The organism is Pseudomonas sp. BN607 (assembly GCF_029871175.1).
GTDB lineage: Bacteria > Pseudomonadota > Gammaproteobacteria > Pseudomonadales > Pseudomonadaceae > Aquipseudomonas.
The window spans coordinates 131,684-152,801 of the sequence record NZ_SSOE01000031.1 but is presented as its reverse complement, the minus strand read 5'-3'; the positions used below and the strand labels follow the sequence as shown (position 1 = coordinate 152,801).

The following is a 21,118-nucleotide window of genomic DNA, read 5'->3' as shown; positions in this document are numbered from 1 at the left end:
GAACGGGATGCCGGTCTTGTCGATCAGCTGCTTGAGGACCTTGGCGGTCATCTTGCGGTTGGCACCGGCACCGATCACCAGGATCGGGCTGCGAGCCTTCTGCAGTTTTTCTACAGCGGCTTCGACGGCCTTGTGTTCCGCCAGGGGGCGACGGTGGAGGCTCGGGGGAATCGGCAAACTGTCGGTCTGTTCCGCCGCGATGTCCTCAGGCAACTCCAGGTGCACGGCGCCCGGTTTTTCTTCTTCAGCCAGGCGGAACGCTTCGCGCATACGCGCCGGGATGTTGTCGGCGGAGGCGAACTGGTGGGTGTACTTGGTGATGGGGTCCATCATGCCGCACACGTCGATGATCTGGAAACGGCCTTGCTTGGACTTCTTGATCGGTTTTTGGCCGGTGATCATCATCATCGGCATGCCACCCAAGTACGCGTAGGCACTGGCGGTCACCAAGTTGGTCGCGCCAGGGCCAAGGGTCGACAGACTAACGCCGGTTTTGCCGGTGAGGCGGCCATAAGTGGCAGCCATGAAGCCGGCGGACTGCTCGTGACGGGTCAGTACCAGCTTGATCTTCGACTTGCGCAGGGATTCCAACAGGTCCAGGTTTTCTTCACCGGGAATGCCGAACACATACTCGACACCTTCGTTTTCCAGGCATTGCACAACGACATCGGCGGCCTTGGTCATATCAGTTCACTCTCTGAGATTGTTGTGGAAATAAACGAATGGGGACTGGGTGCTCCCCCTTGATTGACCCAGGCGTGTGGCGCCTCAGAACAATAAAACGGCCTGCAACCAGATGCGCTCCCCCTGTGCCCTGTTTTCCACCAGCGCTTCATGTTGCCACTTCAGGACGACTCCAAATTCTGGCGTCTGGTATTTCACCACCGGGCCAAATGCAGCGACCTGCCCACGGTTGCCGTTCTCTCCCACCGACTCACCCTGGTGCTCGTCATCGCTGACCTGTTTGTACAGATAGCCGCTCAAGCCCACTTGCCAGTGCTCATTTACGCTGTAGCCCAAGTGGTAGTCGACGTTGACCTCCCGTCCCGATCGATAATCGGTCTCACGGTTGTTCTCATTGATCATGTACAGCATCTTTGCACTGATCTCGAGTTCATCGATTGGGTTGGCTGTGATCGAATACCAAGGCGAATACGACCACACATTCGTCCCGGCGTTGAACAGGCGGTCTTTGTCATACGAACCTGTGGGGGCGTAGACATCCACACCCAGCATCTGGTGAACGCGTGGCGAACTCCAGCCCATGAACAATGGGGTAAATGCAAGATTGGCAAGTCCCGCGCTTTTGCCGCTATAGCGCACGCGGCCCTGAGGCGTGTTCGTGTACCAACTCACTTGGCCGCTGATGTAAGGCTGCGCAGCTCGGCTGGCGATTGTTGCACCGAATAGGGTGTAGTCGCTGTAAACGTAATCAAGGCAGACGGCAAGAGCCTCGTAGCTGATGCTGAAGTCCTCAATACCCGACTGTTCATGACCATTTGCGTCTTTTAGCTCTGTTGCCTTATACGCAGAACTGTAGAGAAAGATCGTCAGCCCTGGCGGTGGCATTCGGCCAGCCAGTACCGTGTCCAGGCCTAAAGGGTAAGCAGTACCGTTATATTCAGTCGCGTGTGCGGGGGCATTCAACAGCAGGGTGGCGGCTGCACAAAAAACAGGGAAACGGTTGCCGGTCAGCAACGCAGGGGCACGCAGCATAAAGATGATCTCGTATGGATTGTTGTTTTAATTACGAAGATTCATGTAGTGGATGCTTCATTTCAGGCAGCAGTGTTCCTCCTGGTGCCAGGTAACTTGCTCGGATTCGGGGGAAATACTTCAGTTGGGCGCGGCACTCTCGGCTTAATGAGAATGCCGCAGCCATCATGCTTGAGCGCTACCAGGCAGTAGTACCGCCGTCCACGCGGATATCCGTACCGGTGATGAAGGAGCTCTCATCCGAGGCCAGAAATAGCGCCGTGGCAGCGACTTCTTCCGGTTTCCCCATGCGCCCCAGCATGACCTTGCCTACCATGGTCTCGGCCCATACGGGATCTTGGAGCAGCGGAATGGTTTGCTTGGACTCGATCAGGCCGGGGGAAATGCTGTTGGCCCGCAGTCCATGGACTCGCCCCTCCAGCGCCAACTGGCGAGTCATGGACAGCACGGCGCCTTTCGCCGCCGAGTGGGCAATCCCGGGCAGCAGTTTGTATGTGGACCACGCTGACACAGACGCCGTATTGATGATCGACGCACCCGGCGACTTGATCAGTTCAGGCCATGCGGCCCGCACCATGTGAAAGACCAGGTTCACTTCCTGATCGATGGTGCGGTGCCAGTCGTCATCGGAGATCTGATCAATCCATCCAAAATAGGCCATTGCAGCGTTGTTAAACAGCACGTCCACACGGCCATAGGTTGATACAGCGAGATCAACCAGCTTGGCACAACTGGCTGGGTCGGTCAGGTCGCAACGACTGAGGGAGACCATATCGCCGCCCTCTCCTCTGACCATCTCCACTGTCTCTTCGGCAGATTCCGGATACACATCGCAGCCAACAACCTTGGCGCCCTGCCGAGCAAACATAAGCGCAGCAGCTCGGCCCATTGAGCCACCGGTACCCGTAATAATGCAGACCTTGCCTTTCAAACGATCGCTCATGACGTGTTCCTTGTTGTTATTTGAATATTTTCAGGCGCAACATCTAAAAAAAGACTATGGAGTCGATATTTGAGTAAACTTTAGGGACTTGCCCACTTGGATGACTAGTCGAGCAAATCACTAAACACTGTTGCGTGTGAGCACCAATAATCATCAGGGCTGAGCCGGTATTGAGTGGACTTATACATTGGTCCGCTCCCTTCAGATATCACGCTGCCTGGACATGCAACCCCAGGATTTTCATAGCCTCAAGTAGATCGACGTGCATATCGTGCTGCCATAGCCAGTCGAATCGCTCGCTCAGCGCTTTGCCCAACATTTGCTGGTTATCTAATACATCAGGGTTACGAAACTCATAAAGCTCGCCCGCCTCCCACGACGTTCTTTGGGCACGGCAGGCGCGTGGACGGCGTACGGCGTCATACGCTTCCAGCACAGCTTCAGGATTCTTGTTGACCACTTGTGGGTAGGCAAGTAGGCGCGCGAGTAGCCAGGCGTCTTCTAGGCCTTGACCAGCGCCCGCACCTTGATGCGGCAGCATTGCATGGGCCGCGTCGCCGATCACGGCCACGCGCCCATGCGTGTAACCTGGAAGCTCTGGGAGGTCGTGCAGTGCCCATAACGATGGGCTCGCAATAGCCTCCAACAGGATGCGTGCTGCATCGCCCCAGCCCGCAAACGCCTGCAGCATTTCTGTTTGACTTGCAGTCCTGACCCAAGGCTCATCACTCGGCCAGGTTGGTTCGGAATGGGTACGATTGGAGGTGAATGCGACCACATTGATCAGCCTCCCCTGTTTGACAGGGAAGGTAAGGATATGACCATCCAGGCCGAGATACATCTGCGGCACATTCAGTAGGTGTTCATCGACCCCGCGCGCCCGGTAGGTGCGGCGTAACTGCTGGCTGTCAATAAGGCCGCGGTAGGCGCAAGTACCACTGAACCGGGGTGAAACCAAGGGTTGCTGCAAGCCCTGCAGTACATGGTCACGAATCGATGACTTGATGCCGTCGGCGCCGATCAACAAATCACAGTGATGCTTACTACCATCAGAAAACGTTACGCGAACCCCCTCCTCATTCTGAATCACCTGTTGCGCACGCTTCCCAAACTGAGCAATACCCGATGGCAACTGCCGGGCCAGCGCATCCAGAAAATCAGCGCGATGGACCGAAGACTGGCCGACCCCCTCCGCAACGCTGTTACCCAAATAGTGGGCATTGCTGCCAAGGCGCCACTCAAACCAGATGTCTTGCCATGGAGCGGGTGTGCAATCAGCGATCTTTCGGTAATGCCCTGCAATACCTAAGCCCGCGATTGCTCTGACCGCGTTAGCGCCAAACGAAACGCCAGCGCCCACTTCGCCAAATGCGGGGGCGGCTTCAAATAATTGAACGCTTAGGTGGGTATGTCGGCAAAGATTGAGAGCGAGGGCGATGCCGGCAATACCGCCACCGATAATCGAGACACGCAAGGCAGAAGATGAGTCATGCATAGCTAAATACCCCTGGGAATGATTGTTATTGGAGCTCCCAGATGATTGCTGCTGTGATGTTATTTATAAATGCCGTGACCGGTATAATGCCCATCACGCTTGTGAATGTACCTGGCAGCCCGATTACCCGGCATTGCCTTCAACCATCGACGGTTAGGAAAGTAACGGCATCATGGAACTACGCGACCTGGACCTGAACCTGCTGCTGGTTTTTAACCAATTGCTCATAGATCGCAAGGTTTCGACCGCCGCAGAAAATCTCGCACTGACCCAGCCCGCAATGAGCAACGCACTCAAGCGCCTGCGCACAGCGCTCAATGATGAACTGTTCGTACGGACCTCCAAAGGCATGGCGCCGACCCCATATGCGTTGCATCTGGCTGGGCCGGTAACTAATGCCATACAAACGCTGCGCGATGCGCTTGTCCGACAAAATACATTCGATCCTTTGACCTGCAACCGGCGCTTCACCATGGCCATGACGGACATCGGCGAAATCTATTTCATGCCTGCGTTGATGGATGCCTTGGCTGAGCTAGCCCCAGGGTGCACCATCAGCACACTGAGAAACACTTCTGATTCCGTCGCCGAGGGGCTGCAAAATGGTACTGTCGACCTGGCGGTTGGTTTGCTTCCTCATCTGCAAGCAGGTTTTTTTCAGCGCAGGCTGTTCCATCACCGCTACGTATGCCTCTGCCGTGCTGGTCACCCTGCCACGCTACAGCCACTGACACTTGAAGCGTTCTCCAGTTACGGTCACGTAAAGGTGGTAGCTGCCAACACAGGGCATGGTGAGGTGGACACCTTCTACGCGCGTGCTGGCGTTGCGCGCAATGTCCGCCTTGAAGTCCCGCATTTTGTGGCGGTGGGACACATACTTCAGCGAACGGACCTCCTCGCAACAGTTCCGGAACGCTTTGCGATCAGTTGTCAGGAACCGTTCGGCCTCTGTATGTTGCCACCCCCGGTTGAATTGCCAAATATCGAGATCAACCTGTTCTGGCATGAACGTTTCAACAAGGATCCGGCGAATCGGTGGTTGCGCCAAACGATGTTTGACCTGTTTTCAGACCAGCAGAGGGTGGCGATTTCGTGATGTGGTTTGACTGCAGCTCGATGCGCGCCTAGGGGGGAGCAGTTAGCCTCCCCCGAGTTCCGATGGATGGATGCCAAACGTTATTTGATGCCAGCCCCTAATGCAGGGAACACATCACTGAACAACAGGCCAATCAACTGCTGTCCGTTTGGTGTTGACCAGTCTTTGCCGATTTCTGCCATCAACGTATTGGTGGCGGTGAGTACCACGCCAGCATCATGCATTCTCTGCCGGGCGAATTCCTCAGATAGCAAGCTGGGCGATCCTGACGCATCCATCACCGCTTGCACTGCGAAGCCTTCCTGAGCAGCGTCGATCGCAGGGAAGATAAGGCAGACATCAGTAGTTACCCCCGCCATGATCAGGTTCTTGCGGCCAGTAGCCAGTACCGCTTTGTGGAAGTCTGGATATTCCCAGGCATTTACCACGCCTGGCCGTTTGACCCTCGCTGCGTACGCATCTGGAAGCACCTGAGCGATTTCCGGCAGTATCGGGCCCTGAGCTTGATCTTCCTGACTCGAAGTAATGACTACTGGCATATTGAGAATTTTTGCCATTTTTGCCAATGCAACCGACTGTTTGGCGGCAAGATCACTGTCGATGTTCTTGATCAATTGCATCGTACCGACCTGGTGGTCGATGAGCAGCAATGCGGCGTTGTCTGCGGTAAATCGTACGACAGCCATAGTTCAGATCCTCGCTGGGTGGAGTCACACAAAGGGTAGCGGAGGGCCGCTGAAAAGCACGGCCTGGGCACTACCATGCGGCGCCTTGAAGATTATTGTCTGGGTTTTGTCTTGTGCCGTGAAAACCGGGACCTGGAGGTCTTCACGGTCGAAAAGCTGTCCATCGATTTCCGCCGTACCGGCTATCGGTAAAACGAACATGCAATGCCCCTCTGTCACGGGCACACGTAACTCCGCACCTGCGTCGAGGTTGATATCGAGCATCGTTACTTCGGTGGGAGGATCCACGGGAGAGCGCACGCCCTCATATTGCCCTAGCGGTATCCTGATAATCGCCCCCGGCTTGTTCACCACTGGTACAGCCTGTGATTCGAGTATCAACGGGAAAGGAGCGATACCTTGCCTCGACTGCGCAAGAGCTACGAAAATTTGTAAACCATGAACGGTTTTCCCGGATTGCGCCGGTACTTCCTCATGGGTCACACCGCGCCCGGCAGTAGTCCAATGCAGCCCGCCGGGGCTGATAATGTTTTGAGTACCGATTGAATCCCGGTTTGCCATTCCCGTTTCTGAATCGCCAAGCAGGTACGAGAGGGCCGAAATACCGGCGTGGTGGTGCGGAGCAAAAGTGGGGGCGGTCATCCAGTAATGATCAACCCCGATGAAGGGTGAGATCAGATGCTGATCTGTTCGCAGCCCGTAACCATGGAAGTGATCACCCACCTTGGCGCGATGGACTGGGACAATGACTTTAGACATGTATGCAACCTCTGGATCGGGTCTCAGGCAGGGGCATCTGCATAAGGTGCGAAAAAGCGCTGCAAAGCGCCAAGCAGCGCATCCGGTTGCTCCTCTGCAGGGTAATGACCACACGCCGGGATGACGACGGACTCGACATTGGCCGCCACTGTGCGCAGCTCTGCGTCAACACTGTCGCCGCATGCAAGCGCGCCGGAAAACGCAAGCACCGGTAGAGTCAAACGCGTTGCCATGCGCTCCCGGTTTTGCGGGATCGACTGATCAATGGCGCGGTAATAGTCAAAGCTCGCTCGCAGCGCTTCTGGATCACGCTTGAGCAACGCTATGTAATGGTCAACGGCGTAACGGGGCACGGCGTCAGGCGAACCGGCCTTGGTAGCGAACTGATGGCCGAAATAGATTTCTTCACGCCCTCTGACAAGCAGCTCGTTGACGCTGAAAGCCCGATTGAAATTGAAATGCCAAAGGAAGTCACTTAGCCATCGTTGATCTGGCAGTAAAGGCGGTGAAGGTGAAACCCCTGGGATTAGCGCCTCACCCAACGCAATGCGCTCGATTCGCCCGGGTTGGTCGTGGGCCATGGCATAGCCTGTCCACATGCCGATATCGTGGCCTGCCATGGCGAAAGAGGCGTAACCCAACGCATCCATGAGTGCAAACATGTCTTGGGCAAGGGTTATGGAGTCATAGCCCTCTGAAGGTTTTTCTGAAAGCCCTACACCGCGGGGATCGACAGCGATCACCGTGTAGTGGCGAGCCAAGGGCAGCATGAGGTAGCGCCAGGCAAACCAGCTCTGCGGCCAACCACCCAGTAGCAGCAATGGCTTGCCTTCGCCGCCTATGACGGCGTGCAAGTCCACTCCGTTGGCAGGCACCTGATAACTTTCAAACACCTCGGTAAAACCCTCAGACAAACCGGGGGCATCGTGTACGGATCCAAGTCCCGACAGTGTTTTTAAGTGCTCCGTTTGCAACATCCGAATTCATCCGATTCATTTAATCGAATGACGTTAGAAGTGATGAGCGGGGATGACTAGGGGCGAAAACACCAAAGGCTGTTGCGACTATGCACCAGTCGCTGTAGACGGTCAAAAGTGACTCATTACTCGCTGAACACTGTCGAGATCAATCGCCGCAACCACACACTCCGTGGTGCCTCATGATAGCGGGCGTGCCAGTACTGCTTGAGGTCGTAGCGCGGAAACGCCAGTGGGGGCTCCACCGTTCGTACATTCGGGTGATGAATGTACATGTTGGCAACTGTGCGTGGTAGAACGACGATCAGGTCCGATTGCTCGATGATCGAGGGCACGCTCATGTAATGAGATGTCTGCAGCACGATGTTGCGATGAACGCCGCTCTTGCCCAAGTGGGCTTCGTACATTTCCTGGCGACGACTGCCATCTCGAACCTGCAAATGCTCCAACTTGCTGAAAGTGTCAAGCGTCAGGTGTTCGCCCACCAAGGGGTGGTCGAGTCGTACCAGGCAGACCAAATCGTGTGAAAACAGCCGTTGCTGGTAAATGTTTGACGTAATCAAATCGGGGAAATAACCCAACAACGCATCGACCCGCCCTTCATGAAGACTTTCCACAAGCTCATCAGGTGCGAGGCTGATGGTGCGTATCCGGGCACTGGGTGCAAGCCGTCGCAGGCTCTGGAATAACGCCGGCAGGAACACTACCTCCCCTACCTCACTCAGGCAGAAAACGAATTCCTGTTCGCTGGTAGCGGGGTCGAAGCTGGGTCCGATGAGGATGTCACGATCAATAATCTCGATGACTTCACGTGTGTGCTCAATGATGCCTTGTGCACGGGGGGTGGCCTCCATCGCATTGCCGGCGCGAATGAACAATGGGTCACCCAAGGAATGACGCAAACGCGCCAGCGCAGCGCTTGCCGCTGGTTGACTCATGCCAAGCCGCTTGGCGGCTGTTGTTACGTTGCCGGTTTCGTATACGGCAAGCAAAACGCGCAGCAGATTCAGATCGGTTCGCATGGGTATAACCAAAACGGATAGTTTACATAAATAGAATTAGCTTCCTTTATTTAAAACGGTTAGCGACGATCCCGTCTACTCAAAAAATAAAAATATGGATCGTACCCATGAATGCTACGCCCATCCGAATTGGCGAAATCATCGATCGTGCCAAGATTTCGCCCTACCAGATCGCAACCCTGTCCATGTGCTTCATCATTGTTCTTATCGACGGTTTTGATACCGCGGCCATTGGTTATATCGCGCCTTCTCTGCGGGAAGAATGGGGGTTAGGGCCCCGCCAGTTGTCACCCGTCTTCGGCGCCGGACTGTTCGGGCTCATGGTCGGCAGCCTGATGTTGGGCCCAATAGCCGATGCTGTCGGGCGTAAGCGTGTTTTGCTGATTTCCATATTGGTGTTCGGGCTGGCGACGTTCGCCAGCGCATACACCCAGACCATCGAATCGTTGACAATTTTGCGCTTCGTCACAGGCGTCGGCTTGGGCGGAGCGATGCCCGCCTGCATAGCCTTGAGTGCCGAATATTCGCCAAAGCGACGCCGAATGATCCTCGTGACATTGAGTTGGAGTGGTTTCACCGCTGGACTCGCTTTGGGCGGCGTGCTGGCCGCCTACCTGATACCTGCATACAGCTGGCGTTCAGTGTTAATCCTGGGCGGTATTTTACCCTTGCTGCTATTACCGCTGCTGGCGTGGCTGATGCCAGAATCTGTCCAGTTCATGGCCTCATCAGCCAAGCATGCAGAACGCCTGCGTAGAGTGGTCGAGCGGATCACTCGCACTAGCTGGCGCGACATCACGATCAGCGGTGACCAGGATCATGACCAGGCAAGATCGCCGGTCAAATATCTCTTTATCGAGGGCCGTGCCATTCGCACGCTGCTGCTGTGGCTCTCGTTCTTCTGCTCACTGTTTGTCTTTTACCTGCTCAGCAGTTGGCTGCCAACGCTGCTCAAAGATGCAGGTTACGATATTGCTCATGCATCACGCATCGGTGCCATGGTGCCCCTGGGCGGAACAGCTGGCGCCCTCCTCATGGCCATGCTGATGGACCGTACAGGGCCTTACCCAGTGCTAGCAGTTGCGTATTCGGTGACAGCAGTCGTCGTTGCGATTACTGGCTACATGATGGGGGATGCCTATCAGTTGGCCGCGATGGTGTTTGTCATCGGCTTTGGTATCGCCGGTGCACAGAATGGTCTGAATCTCGTGGCAGCAACGTTGTATCCCACCACCGCTCGCGTCACTGGCGTCAGTTGGGCAATGGCGGTAGGCCGTTCCGGTTCGATTGTGGGTTCCATGATGGGCGCGTGGGTCATCGCCGCAGCCGGTAATGCCCAGGCCTTCTTCCATTGCTTGGCTGCTCCAGTGGCCGCGGCTGCAATCACGCTCTGCACCCTCTACTGGTTAGATAGGCGAGAACGCGATCCAGCGCCTTCAACAGTGACGGCACATTCCGAAGCTCAGTAAGCCATTAGGGCCATGACTGCTCCACTGATGGAACAGTCATTTCAACCCAGACGCCTTTATCCCCTTCCTTGGGTGACTGATCATTACGCCATCAGTCCGCGTAGCCGTCACAGGCGCCACGACTCCTCTCACTCCAGCGATCGGCCTCACTCTCTAACGGGGCGTTCGATTGCAGGAAAAGGTGATGCATGAAAGATCTGAACGACCTGTATTACTTTGTGTTGGTGGTCAAGCACGGCGGTTTTTCTGCAGCGTCTCGCGCAACCGGGATCGAAAAAACGCTTCTCAGCCGGCATGTGGCCCACCTGGAGTTACGAATGGGCGCACGGCTGCTGCACCGGACGACCCGTCAGGTCTCGCTGACCGAGGCAGGTCATCATTTTTATGCCCTCAGCCAACCTGTCGTTGAGGGGGCACACACTGCTTATGAAAGTGTCGAGCACCTGCGGCGTGAACCCGTCGGGCTGGTGAGGCTGAGCTGCCCGCAAGTAATGGCGCAGACCTACTTGGCCCCTCTGCTCCCAGGCTATATGGAAAAGTATCCCAAGGTCCGCTTGGAGATGAGCGCGGTGGACCGGGAGGTCGACTTGTTCGAAGAGCGCTTTGATTTGGCGCTACGGTCGCGGGCAAAAATAGAGGAAACCGCAGGCCTTGTTGCGAAAAGTCTGGGAACCTCTCGGAAGATTTTAGTCGCAAGCCCTCGATACCTTGATCGTGTGGGACGGCCTGCAACTGCACACGGCCTGTCTGGCCTGGAGACGCTCTCTCGCCCGGGTGACATCCACGATGGCGTGGGACGATGGCTATTACAAGATCACGAGGGTGAAGACGTGCTGATCAGTCATCAACCGCGATTGATCACTGACGACCTACGCATGCAACTGGAAGCTGCGGTCAATGGCATCGGAGTAGCTCTGCTGCCCGAACCCATTGCTGCGGCATCTGTCAACTCAAAGGATCTGGAGGTCATCCCGTCCTGGACCGGTGCAACGCACATCATCCATTTACTCTATCCCAAGCCCAAAGGCATGCTGCCCTCTGTCCGTAGCCTGATCGACTACCTGAGCCTGCATCTGCCCCACATTTTCACGGCCGAGGACTCTCCTTTGAGCCTACACAGCGACGGGGTCAAGTCCACGTAGGTTGGAGGGCAGTGTCAATATGCCCTGGAAAAATCCTGTCATTGCCAGACCGATTGCTGGCTGCGCAGTACGCCGCCCACCATTTCTCTGAACCATCGGCTCTGTGGGTCGCGGTGAAACCGATCATGCCAATACAGATCGATCTCGAATGATGGCACCTGCAGGGGCAGAGGCCATATTACGAGCGGATAGAATTGCGCCAAGGTTTTACCCAGTGCATTGGGTAGTGTCCATATCATGTCAGAGTCCAGCAGCAGGTGAGGACCTGACAGATACTGGGGAATTCTCATTTTGATGCAGTCCCTCCCTCCGGCATCGATCATGGCGCGCTCAAGCGCCAGATGGCCACTGCCCCCAGACTCGACCAGCAAATGCTCACTTATAGCAAAAGCCTCTGGCGTTAAGCCCCCCTGCGCCAATGGATGATCCTTGCGCATGGCGCAAACATAATGCTGCGAGAAGACGGCCGTTCGATGAATATCGGTTTGAAGCGTTGGCATGAACCCCAGCGCCAGATCAATCCTTCCGGTGGATAGGCCGTTCAGGGTTTCGTCCATCCCCGCCGCCACAGTGTGGATGCGCGCCTTAGGCGCTACACGCGCGAGTTCGCTGACAATGGCAGGCAAGCAGACCACCTCACCGACATCACGCATGCGTACCGTGAACGCTTTATCGCAGCTTTGCGGATCAAACATGGGCATCTGGCAGGCAGCTTCTCTTACCATGGCCAGTGAGGTCAGTAATCTGGGTGCTATGTGAATGCAGAACGGCGTCGGCTCCATACGCCGACCTACCAGCGTAAAGAGCCTATCGCCATACTCGCTGCGCAAGCGTTTGAGCGAACCGCTCACCGCCGCCTGGGTGACCCCTAGATTCTGGGCCGCTATGGAAGCCGAATGGTCCCGCCATAACGCTTCGAAGGTATAGAGAAGGTTCAAGTCTTTCATCACAACGCCTTCTGGTGCGCCAAAACCAAAACACCGCGCGAGCCGGCAAAGCATTCGTGGACTCTAGCCGACAAGCGCGGTGCAACCACTCGGTGAATTACGCAGTCGCCTGCAATAACACCGCGTCGACAGAGGCTTTACTGAACAGTGATGAAATATCGATGTGAATTCGATAGTCGTGGATCAAACGTGATGCATCAAACTGTACAACGACGCAACACGGCACGGACAGGATGACACCGTCGAGCTTGGTATAGTGCGTATCGAAACGTAAGACAGTGGTATCTCCTTCACTCCAAACACCTTGGGGATCGTGTTTGAGGCCGGCAATACCACTGAAAAACAGCTCGATTGCCTCCCTGACAGCCTGCTTCCCGCGGAGCTCTGGGGCATTCCCGAAACGAAATACAACATCATCCGTCAGATAGCTCAAAAAACCATCGACAGACATCCGGTCTACATCTTCAAACATACCAGTCAGTTCATGCTTCATCGCAAGGCAATCCTCATTTTTTGTTGTTGTTTTTGAGCGTGCATCAGGTTGCCGCTACTCAGGCGGCCTTTTTGACCTTGTTACGAATGGTATCCAAGGTACTCTTCACAGCGCCCAGATAAGACTTCTGCATCCCTTCTGCAAATGCAGTTTCCTGCTCGCTGCCAGGCTTCGCGCCCGACAAGGAAAAATCGAAGGTGAACCGCAGGTACAGTTCGCCGTTTTCTTCTTCGATGACGTTCTTGATGATCCCGCGTGCGTTGCCAGACAGGCGCACAAACTCGACTTGCTGCTCTTCGGTGAGGATGACCAGCTCTTGCAGGCGTTCGCCGTGCAACAACACCTCACGAATAAAGCGATCGCCCTTGTCCTCGACGATGTTGCATTCGGTGATGGCCGATACAAAAGGAACGGCATTGCGCGCTTTACTGACCAGGCCTTCCCACACCTGGCTACGGTCAAGGCGCACGCCGCCTGCGTCCGGTTCAGCGTTTACTTGAATACGACGACCTACATTAATCATGACAGACTCCGTTTACTTCTGAATTAGCTCTGCTGCCGTTGCTAAATCAGCAAGGCAACCTTAGGCGACCGTTCCCAGTCGATGACATTGAAAATACAAAGGCCGCGAGCAGCTCCATCAAGTGGTGAGGTAACCGCCGTCGACGGCCAGCGATGTACCGGTTACGAAACTCGCGTCGTCCGACAGCAACCATAGTGCCGCCTTGGCAATTTCCTCTGGTTGGCCTAGACGGCCAATCGGGTGGCGCTCCCGCAATGCCGAAAACTGCTTGGCGAAGTTCGGGTCTTGTGAGGCACGTACGATCATCGGCGTTTCGATGACACCCGGCATGATCGCGTTAACGCGGATGCCTTGCGTGCCATAGTCAACCGCAGCCGCCTTGGTTAAACCAATCACGCCGTGCTTGGCTGCTACATAATCAGCAGCGGCCGCAATTGCTACCGCGCCTAATGCAGACGCGGTATTCACGATTGAGCCACCCCCACTGTTCAGCATGGCGCGAACCTGATACTTCATGCAGTAGAAAACACCCGTCAGGTCAATGCGAACAATGCGTTCCCATGCGGCAGACGAGATCTCATGAAGCGGCAAGTTACTTTGCTCGACGCCGGCATTGTTAAACGCACCATGGAGCTTGCCAAACCGAACCACGACCTCCTCAACTGCAGCGGCAACAGCCTCTTCATTCGTGATATCACATACGATTGAGTAAGCTTTGCCGCCCGTCGAAGTAATAGCGCTGTAGACCTCTTCAAGACCCGAAACATCGCGATCTATCAATACAACCCTTGCGCCAGCTTCGGCAAAGGCCAGTGCAGAGGCACGTCCAATACCGCCTGACGCCCCAGTTAGCATGATGTTTCGGTCTTTTAGATCAGCCATGATGGAACACATCCTCGTTGTTTTTTTCACTCTATTTTGAGTGACCAAGACGGACAATCCCGTAAAAACACCAAAGACTGTTGCAATGATCCACCAATCAACGTCGAGTCAGATCCAAGGCAACATCGACAATCATGTCTTCTTGGCCTCCAACCATTTTCCGACGGCCCAACTCGACCAAAATGTCCACAGTACTCAGGCCATACCGTTTGGCCGCTGCTTCAGCATGGCGAAGGAAGCTTGAGTAAACGCCCGCATAGCCAAGCGCCAAGGTCTCGCGGTCAACTCGCACCGGTCGATCTTGAAGGGGTCGGACGATGTCATCGGCAGCGTCCATCAGGGTGTAGAGATCGGTGCCGTGATTCCAGCCCAACCGCTCGGCGGCGGCGATGAAAACCTCCAAAGGTGCGTTGCCGGCCCCAGCGCCCATTCCCGACAAACTTGCATCAACGCGATCACATCCCTCCTCCACCGCGACAATGGAGTTGGCCACGCCGAGGCTCAGATTGTGGTGGGCATGGATCCCGGTTTGCGTGTGCGGATCAAGCACGTCTTTCAGCGCTTTGAAGCGATCGCGCACATCGCTCATGTTCAATGCGCCGCCTGAGTCGACCACATAAATGCAGTTTGCTCCGTAGCTCTCCATCAACTTGCCTTGCTGCGCCAGCCCTTGCGGTGTCTGCATGTGGCTCATCATCAAGAAACCGACAACATCCATGCCCAGCTTTCTAGCGTATTCGATATGTTGACGAGAAACATCGGCTTCAGTGCAATGGGTCGCAATACGCGCCCCGCGGGCCCCCGCTGAATAGGCGTCCTTGAGATCGTGAATGGTCCCGATCCCGGGCAACAGCAGCGTGGTGATCATCGCGTGGCGGGTCACACTCGCCACTGTTTCGATTAGCTCCAGGTCGCTGTGGGCAGCAAACCCGTAGTTAAAACTAGAACCCTGCAAACCGTCGCCATGGGCTACTTCGATGGAATCTACCCGAGCATCATCCAGGGCTTGGGCGATTGTCCGTGCGTGTTCAAGGCTGTACTGATGGCGAATGGCGTGGCTACCGTCGCGCAGAGTCACGTCCGAGATGTAGATTTTTTTCTGCGTTGTCATGGTTCAGCCCTCTGCGTTCATGCGAGTACTTGCAATGCGCTCGGCGCATGCCATGGCGGCCGAGGTCATGATGTCGAGGTTGCCTGCGTAAGCTGGCAGGTAGTGGGCGGCGCCCTCTACCTCAAGGAATACCGAGGTTTTCAGACCGCTGAGCTTGCCCAGGCCCGGAACATTGACCGGGGCATCTTCGGGCATGACCTCGAACTGAACCTTTTGCTTGAGTCGATAGCCCGGTACATAGCTCTGTACGCTGGCAACCATATCTTCGATCGAACGTTCAATCTCGTCCTGACTTCCAAGCTCGGACAACACGAACACCGTGTCGCGCATGATCAGGGGTGGTTCGGCGGGGTTGAGCACAATGATGGCTTTACCGCGCTGTGCACCACCGAGTTTTTCAATCGCCTGCGACGTGGTTTCGGTGAACTCGTCAATGTTGGCCCGGGTGCCTGGACCGGCAGATTTGCTGCTGATCGAGGCAATGATTTCTGCGTAGTGCACCTTGGCCACACGCGACACCGCTGCCACCATCGGGATAGTGGCTTGCCCACCGCAGGTCACCATATTGATGTTCGGCGCATCCAGCTCGGCGTCCAGGTTGATCGCGGGGATGGTATAGGGGCCGATTGCCGCAGGCGTCAGGTCGATCACCTTCACACCATGTTGCTGCAAGACTTCGTTATGGTGTGCATGCGCACCTGCGCTGGTGGCATCAAAGACGATACGAATATCTTTGAAGTTAGGCATCGCCAGCAAGCCGTCGATACCGCCAGCCGTGGTGGCTACCCCCAGTCGTTCAGCACGGGCCAGGCCGTCGGAGGCCGGGTCGATGCCGACCATGGCGGCCATTTTCAAGTGTTTGCCATTGCGCAGGATCTTGATCATCAGGTCGGTGCCGATATTGCCGGAACCAATAATTGCGACGCTGATTGGATTACTCATTGTTGTTTTTCCTCTAGTGACACAGTCTTGGGTCAGGCATTACCGCGCCGCCGCTCGGCCAGGGTCTTGCCACCTGCGGCCCACTGCGTATCTGGGATTTCCTGCAACAACACGCGTACGCTGTCGACTGGCACTTCGAGGCTGTGCGCGATGGCCTGAGTGACGCTGACCAACAATGCGTGCTTTTTCTCTTCACTACGCCCTTCGGCGAGGTGGATCATGGCGATAGGCATGGACGACTCCGAATCAACGTTGGCTGGAAGAGGTGAAACGCATGGAGACGCTGCCCAAGTGCTGGTAGCGGACGGTGATGTTGTCCCCAGCTGCAACAGCGATCGCCTCGGTAATGCCTCCGGTCATGATGAAGCAGCCGGCCGGCAGCTCACGCCCCTTGGCGCCCAGCATGTTGGCCAGCATCGCTACGCTCTGCGCCGGGTGACCCAGTACGGCGGCGCCAGCGCCAGTCGCGACGACTTCGCCATTCTTCTCCAGGACGACACCCAGGCATTTCAGGTCGATGCCTTGTACACCGCTCATCTGGCCGCCTGTGACGAATCGCGCCGAGGAAGTGTTATCCGCAATGACGCTCTTGAGATCGAAGCGGAAGTTCTCGTAGCGCGAGTCGATGACCTCAACGGCAGGCAGAATGAAATCAGTGGCAGCCAGTACATCGCCAACGTGCACGCCCGGGCCTTTCAGCGGATGCTTGAGCACAAAGGCGATCTCGGCTTCCACTTTGGGGTGGATGAGGCTATCGACATCGATGGCCGCGCCATCAAGGCATGAACCGTAGTCAGTCAGGAAGCCGTGAATAGGGTCAGTCACGCCCATTTGTTTCATTTTCGCAAAGGAAGTCAGGCCCATCTTCAGGCCTGGAATGCGCACGCCGCGTGCCTCCTTGCGCTGACGGATCGCATCCTGGATCGCGTAGGCATCTTCCCAATCCATGTCTGGGTGAGCATCGGTGATCTTCGCTACCGCCTCTCGATTGAGTTCAGCGTTTTCCAGGTGTTCGGCGAGTTGGGCAATGGTGCTTGGAGAGAGATTCATAAGAGTTCCTTCAAACGAAACGGACAGAGGCGGAGCCGATGCCGCCGAGCGATACACGCAATTGATCGCCAGGTTGAACTGGGACCATGGCGGCGAGTGAGCCGGAGAGAATCACCTCGCCCTTGTTGAGCCCGATACCCAGCTGCCCCAATTTGTTGGCTAGCCAAGCAACAGCGTTCGCCGGGTGCCCCAGCGCAGCAGCGCCAGCGCCGGTTGCGACAACTTCACCATTCTTTTCCAAGGTCATGCCGACACAGGCCAGATCGACGTCGCGCGGTGCGGCACCCTGCCCCCCCAGCACGAACGCACCTGCGGAAGCGTTATCCGCAACGGTGTCCTGGATACGAATCTTCCAGTCGCGAATGCGCGAATCGACGATTTCAAAACAGGGCATCACATAGGCGGTGGCCCGCAGCACATCGGCTACGGTGACGCCTGGACCGCGCAGGTCCTCTTTAAGTACGAAGGCAATTTCACCTTCAGCCTTAGGCGCGATCAAACCGTCCAGAGAGATCGCAGCACCATCGACATAGAGCATGTCCGAAAGCAGGTGGCCGAAGTCCGGTTGATCGACACCGAGCATGTCCATGACCACTTGGCTGGTGACGCCGATCTTCTTGCCGATGACCTTCTGGCCTCCTTCGAGACGATGCTGGATCATTGCCAGTTGGACCTGATAAGCCTGCTCAAGCGTCATGTCGGGATTACGCTCGGTCAACGGCGCGACTGCCTGGCGGTCAGTCAACGCCTGATGCAGCTGCAGGCCAAGCTTTTCGATTTCTTGCTTGTTCATGATGGCTCCTTACAGCCGCACGCAGACATTGCGCAGTTCGGTGTAGAACTCAAGCGAGTGAACGCCCCCCTCACGCCCGATACCGGACTGCTTGGCGCCGCCGAAGGCGGTACGCAAGTCGCGCAGGAACCACGAGTTGATCCAGCAAATGCCCACATCGAGCGCACTGCCCAAGCGGTGGGCTACCTGCAAGTCGCGCGTCCACACACTGGCAGCCAGGCCATAGGGGGTGTCGTTTGCCATGCGGACCACTTCTTCTTCGGTATCGAATGGGGCGATATGACACACTGGGCCGAAGATTTCCTCGCGGACCACGGCAGAGGTTTCTGCAAGGCCAGTCCAAATGGTCGGCTCAAACCAAGCGCCTTCGGCTAGATGCGGCGGCACCTGCGCAATACCGCCGCCGTGGACCACTGTTGCACCATCGGCAACGGCCTGGCGGCAGTAGGAGAGAATCTTCTCGCGGTGGCCCAGCGAAATGACTGGCCCCATGTTGGTGTCGGCCTGGTTGGGGTCGCCAACTTTGATGCCCTCTGCATGCGCCTTGAATGCAGCGACAAAGCGCTCGAACAACGGGCGCTGCACGTAGATACGTTCGGTACCCAGACAGACCTGGCCACTGTTCTCGAACACGGCACGGCCCAAACCTTTGACGGCTTTTTCAAGATCTGCGTCGGCGAAGACGATGCCGGCGTTCTTGCCGCCCAGTTCCAGCGATACCGGGCGGATACCATTGGCGGCCGCTTTCATGATGATCTCACCGGTGCCGGTCTCGCCGGTAAACGTCACGCCGTTAACCTCGGGATGGGCTGTCAGGAAGGCACCGGCAGAATCGCCACCAAAACCATGCACAACGTTGTACACGCCAGGTGGCACACCTGCCTCGTTCATCACTTCGGCAAGCAACGTGGCTGTAGCGGGTGTTTCTTCGGAAGGTTTCACCACCACGGTATTGCCGCAGGCCAGGGCCGGGCCGACCTTCCAGGTCATGAGCAACAGCGGCAGGTTCCATGGGCAGACCACGGCGATCACGCCTCGTGGAGCGCGCACGGCGTAGTTGACTGCCTTGCCGCCATCCGGTGTGTCCATCACGAAGCTTTCAGTGGGCACATTTTTGATCAGGTCAGCGAACACTTTGAAGTTCGCCGCCCCGCGTGGGATGTCCAGGTGGCCAGCAAGCGCACGTGGTTTGCCTGTATCGGCAACTTCAGCCGCGACGAACTCGTCATGACGACGCTCAATACCTTCTGCAACTTTGTGTAGCAGCGCAGTCCTCTGCGCCACCGTCATGCTGCCCCAAGGGCCTTTCAAGGCATTGCGCGCAGCGCGTACGGCAGCATCGACTTGCTCCTGGTTTGCCTCGTGCACCAACCCGACAAGGCTATTGTCTGCAGGGTTACGATTTTCAAATGTGCGGGTGCTGGACACCCACTCACCATTGATGAAATGGCGGAATTCTTTCGCAGGCATACGGTATTCCTTCTTGTTTTAGAGAGAGGGGATGCGGTATTCGGGGTCAGCGGCGGTGAGGTAGTCCCACATGCGCTCGTAGATCCGGCCGGTGGTGACAGCCCGCTGGGCACATGCCTGTGCATCGAGCACCGGTCCTTCAGCGGCAAGGCCGGCACTGTGCAACTGCAACTCGATGCGCGCGGCGTCTTCCAAGTACCAGGTCAACGTCAACGCTTCGACTAGCGATACGCCAGCAACGATGGCGCCGTTACCACGCATTACCAATGCGTTCCCGTTCCCGAACTGGTCAGCCAGCGCGCTGGCTTGTGCTTCGTTGCGCAGCAACTGAGGGTCATCCCACAAGGGAATCGGTGCGCTGAAATAGCTGCCCATCCCGTGCCGGGCTTGCGGCGTCAGCCGGGCGCAGGATAGCGCCATGACTTGGGCTGGCATGCTCCGTATCACTGCGCGGACATCGGGGCGACGGCTGTAAATCTGCTGGTGGATACGAACTTCACCCAACACACCTTCGGGCAGCTCCCCGTGAATTGGCACCACGACCCCGGGTTCGCCTGCTCTGATAAGCCCCATGGGGCGTGCCGCGCATACCAGGAAATGCTCATCGTCCAGGCGAAGGCTGCAGTGCCCATAAGCATGGACCAGGCCAGCACGCGCCAGCGCTCGCGCTGCCATGCGCACCTGTCGCTGCGCATCGCCGCTGGGTATCGGAAATTGATTCACGATTTGAACTCTGGAATGTCAGGTTTTGCGCCCCATGCGCAGAAGGATTCGTTCGTCGCCGAGAACTGCCGTGGCTGGTGGCTAGCATCTTTCTCCGCAGGGATGAGGCTGACGCCGGTCGAGTATTCGTAGGTCATGCCGTCCGGCCCTTCGAAATACAGAAACATCGCGCCTGAGGTCGGATGGCGCCCTGGGCCGAACAGGATGCGAATCCCCCGGTCAACCAGGAAGTAATAGGCACGCATCAGATCATCCACCGACTCGACCTGATGGTTGATGTGCTGTACCCCAGCGTGGGACGACGGGAAAAGCGCAATCTTGTGGTGAACTTCATCGATGCGTAGCAGCGGCGCCTCGCCGATGCGATCGCTTACCCGGGCGTTTGCGAGCTGTGTCCAGAACAACTCGTCGCGCCGAGGATTCATGGTGCGCAAGCCAATATGACTGAAGCCGGTGATGCCGGCATCTCGGCTCGGGAAATAGTTGCGACCACTGGCATGAGGGCGCAGCACCAGCTCGATGTTGTTGCCGCTAGGGTCTTTGAAACGAATGAAGTCGTCGACATAGCGCACTTCAGCGTCCTCACGCGAGCCGTGCTGGACTTTGAATTCGTTACGCTCAAGCAGGATGGCTGCGTCTTCCAGATCCTGCGCGGTCCTCACCTCGAAGGCTGTGGTGGTCTCGTGGGGATCGCCCTCGTAATAGCAGAGCGTGTGATCGCGATTGTCGGAACGGAAGTAGATGGCGCCATGCGCTTCACGCACGACCTGCAGGCCCAGAATCTGAGTGGCGTAGCGCCTTGCATCATCCAGGTTGGCCGTACCCAGCCTGACGTAACGAATATCGTGCAAGTTGATCATGAGGGTTGTCCTCTTATTG

At 56.6% G+C, this 21,118-nt stretch carries 23 protein-coding genes; 3 read left to right on the top strand and 20 right to left on the bottom strand.

Going from position 1 to position 21,118, the window contains the following annotated elements; translation table 11 throughout:
* The 4 genes from E8E68_RS09300 to salA all read right to left on the bottom strand — a co-directional run.
* On the bottom strand, positions 1-684 hold a 684-nt coding region (locus E8E68_RS09300; protein WP_280340825.1), incomplete at its 3' end, for a thiamine pyrophosphate-binding protein.
* A gap of 84 nt (positions 685-768) precedes the next feature.
* On the bottom strand, positions 769-1,716 hold the full coding sequence (locus E8E68_RS09295; RefSeq protein ID WP_280340824.1) for a transporter: 948 nt from the start codon (positions 1,714-1,716) through the stop codon (positions 769-771).
* A gap of 178 nt (positions 1,717-1,894) precedes the next feature.
* The gene (locus tag E8E68_RS09290) at positions 1,895-2,659 is read right to left on the bottom strand and encodes an SDR family NAD(P)-dependent oxidoreductase (RefSeq protein WP_280340823.1); all 765 of its coding nucleotides are present in this window, start codon (positions 2,657-2,659) and stop codon (positions 1,895-1,897) included.
* A gap of 208 nt (positions 2,660-2,867) precedes the next feature.
* Positions 2,868-4,154 (bottom strand): salicylate 1-monooxygenase, encoded by a 1,287-nt coding sequence (gene salA / locus E8E68_RS09285; RefSeq protein ID WP_266029821.1) that lies wholly within the window; start codon positions 4,152-4,154, stop codon positions 2,868-2,870.
* 172 nt (positions 4,155-4,326) lie between these two features.
* Between salA and E8E68_RS09280 the strand changes: the two genes are divergently transcribed.
* On the top strand, positions 4,327-5,250 hold the full coding sequence (locus tag E8E68_RS09280) for a LysR family transcriptional regulator (RefSeq protein WP_266029819.1): 924 nt from the start codon (positions 4,327-4,329) through the stop codon (positions 5,248-5,250).
* A gap of 80 nt (positions 5,251-5,330) precedes the next feature.
* Here E8E68_RS09280 and E8E68_RS09275 read toward each other — a convergent pair whose 3' ends face one another.
* From E8E68_RS09275 to E8E68_RS09260, 4 genes are all read right to left on the bottom strand, one after another.
* A complete protein-coding gene (locus E8E68_RS09275; protein ID WP_266029817.1) occupies positions 5,331-5,936 on the bottom strand; it encodes an isochorismatase family protein in 606 nt (201 codons plus the stop codon).
* Between the two features lie 24 nt (positions 5,937-5,960).
* Entirely contained in the window at positions 5,961-6,695 is a 735-nt protein-coding gene (locus E8E68_RS09270) for a pirin family protein (protein ID WP_266029815.1), read from the bottom strand.
* Between the two features lie 23 nt (positions 6,696-6,718).
* Complete coding sequence (locus tag E8E68_RS09265; RefSeq protein ID WP_280340820.1) at positions 6,719-7,672, bottom strand: alpha/beta hydrolase; 954 nt, start codon at positions 7,670-7,672, stop codon at positions 6,719-6,721.
* A 125-nt stretch (positions 7,673-7,797) separates the two neighbouring features.
* Positions 7,798-8,694 (bottom strand): LysR family transcriptional regulator, encoded by an 897-nt coding sequence (locus E8E68_RS09260; RefSeq protein ID WP_266029811.1) that lies wholly within the window; start codon positions 8,692-8,694, stop codon positions 7,798-7,800.
* 107 nt (positions 8,695-8,801) lie between these two features.
* Between E8E68_RS09260 and E8E68_RS09255 the strand changes: the two genes are divergently transcribed.
* Positions 8,802-10,163 carry an MFS transporter gene (locus E8E68_RS09255; RefSeq protein ID WP_280340816.1) on the top strand — a complete coding sequence of 454 codons (1,362 nt, stop codon included), beginning with the start codon at positions 8,802-8,804 and terminating at the stop codon, positions 10,161-10,163.
* Positions 10,164-10,351: 188 nt separating this feature from the next.
* Positions 10,352-11,305 carry a LysR family transcriptional regulator gene (locus E8E68_RS09250; protein WP_266029807.1) on the top strand — a complete coding sequence of 318 codons (954 nt, stop codon included), beginning with the start codon at positions 10,352-10,354 and terminating at the stop codon, positions 11,303-11,305.
* Between the two features lie 38 nt (positions 11,306-11,343).
* On the opposite strand, the gene E8E68_RS09245 is transcribed toward E8E68_RS09250, so the two are convergent.
* The 12 genes from E8E68_RS09245 to E8E68_RS09190 all read right to left on the bottom strand — a co-directional run bounded on the left by E8E68_RS09245 (position 11,344) and on the right by E8E68_RS09190 (position 21,099).
* Positions 11,344-12,252 carry a LysR family transcriptional regulator gene (locus E8E68_RS09245; RefSeq protein ID WP_280340814.1) on the bottom strand — a complete coding sequence of 303 codons (909 nt, stop codon included), beginning with the start codon at positions 12,250-12,252 and terminating at the stop codon, positions 11,344-11,346.
* Positions 12,253-12,349: 97 nt separating this feature from the next.
* Entirely contained in the window at positions 12,350-12,745 is a 396-nt protein-coding gene (locus E8E68_RS09240; protein ID WP_019470806.1) for a nuclear transport factor 2 family protein, read from the bottom strand.
* A 58-nt stretch (positions 12,746-12,803) separates the two neighbouring features.
* Positions 12,804-13,268, bottom strand: a complete 465-nt coding sequence (locus E8E68_RS09235; RefSeq protein WP_266029802.1) for an SRPBCC family protein — start codon at positions 13,266-13,268, stop codon at positions 12,804-12,806.
* Between the two features lie 117 nt (positions 13,269-13,385).
* On the bottom strand, positions 13,386-14,150 hold the full coding sequence (locus E8E68_RS09230; RefSeq protein ID WP_266029800.1) for an SDR family oxidoreductase: 765 nt from the start codon (positions 14,148-14,150) through the stop codon (positions 13,386-13,388).
* 97 nt (positions 14,151-14,247) lie between these two features.
* Complete coding sequence (dmpG, locus tag E8E68_RS09225; protein WP_280340811.1) at positions 14,248-15,261, bottom strand: 4-hydroxy-2-oxovalerate aldolase; 1,014 nt, start codon at positions 15,259-15,261, stop codon at positions 14,248-14,250.
* A gap of 3 nt (positions 15,262-15,264) precedes the next feature.
* Entirely contained in the window at positions 15,265-16,203 is a 939-nt protein-coding gene (locus E8E68_RS09220) for an acetaldehyde dehydrogenase (acetylating) (protein WP_280340809.1), read from the bottom strand.
* A 32-nt stretch (positions 16,204-16,235) separates the two neighbouring features.
* The gene (locus tag E8E68_RS09215; RefSeq protein ID WP_019470811.1) at positions 16,236-16,436 is read right to left on the bottom strand and encodes a 2-hydroxymuconate tautomerase family protein; all 201 of its coding nucleotides are present in this window, start codon (positions 16,434-16,436) and stop codon (positions 16,236-16,238) included.
* 13 nt (positions 16,437-16,449) lie between these two features.
* Positions 16,450-17,253, bottom strand: a complete 804-nt coding sequence (dmpH, locus tag E8E68_RS09210; RefSeq protein WP_280340806.1) for a 2-oxo-3-hexenedioate decarboxylase — start codon at positions 17,251-17,253, stop codon at positions 16,450-16,452.
* A 10-nt stretch (positions 17,254-17,263) separates the two neighbouring features.
* A complete protein-coding gene (dmpE, locus tag E8E68_RS09205) occupies positions 17,264-18,046 on the bottom strand; it encodes a 2-oxopent-4-enoate hydratase (RefSeq protein ID WP_060545506.1) in 783 nt (260 codons plus the stop codon).
* A 9-nt stretch (positions 18,047-18,055) separates the two neighbouring features.
* Positions 18,056-19,516, bottom strand: a complete 1,461-nt coding sequence (locus E8E68_RS09200; RefSeq protein ID WP_266029790.1) for a 2-hydroxymuconic semialdehyde dehydrogenase — start codon at positions 19,514-19,516, stop codon at positions 18,056-18,058.
* Positions 19,517-19,534: 18 nt separating this feature from the next.
* Positions 19,535-20,191, bottom strand: a complete 657-nt coding sequence (locus E8E68_RS09195; protein WP_280340829.1) for a class II aldolase/adducin family protein — start codon at positions 20,189-20,191, stop codon at positions 19,535-19,537.
* 44 nt (positions 20,192-20,235) lie between these two features.
* A complete protein-coding gene (locus tag E8E68_RS09190; protein WP_266029788.1) occupies positions 20,236-21,099 on the bottom strand; it encodes a VOC family protein in 864 nt (287 codons plus the stop codon).
* Positions 21,100-21,118: the final 19 nt, after the last annotated feature.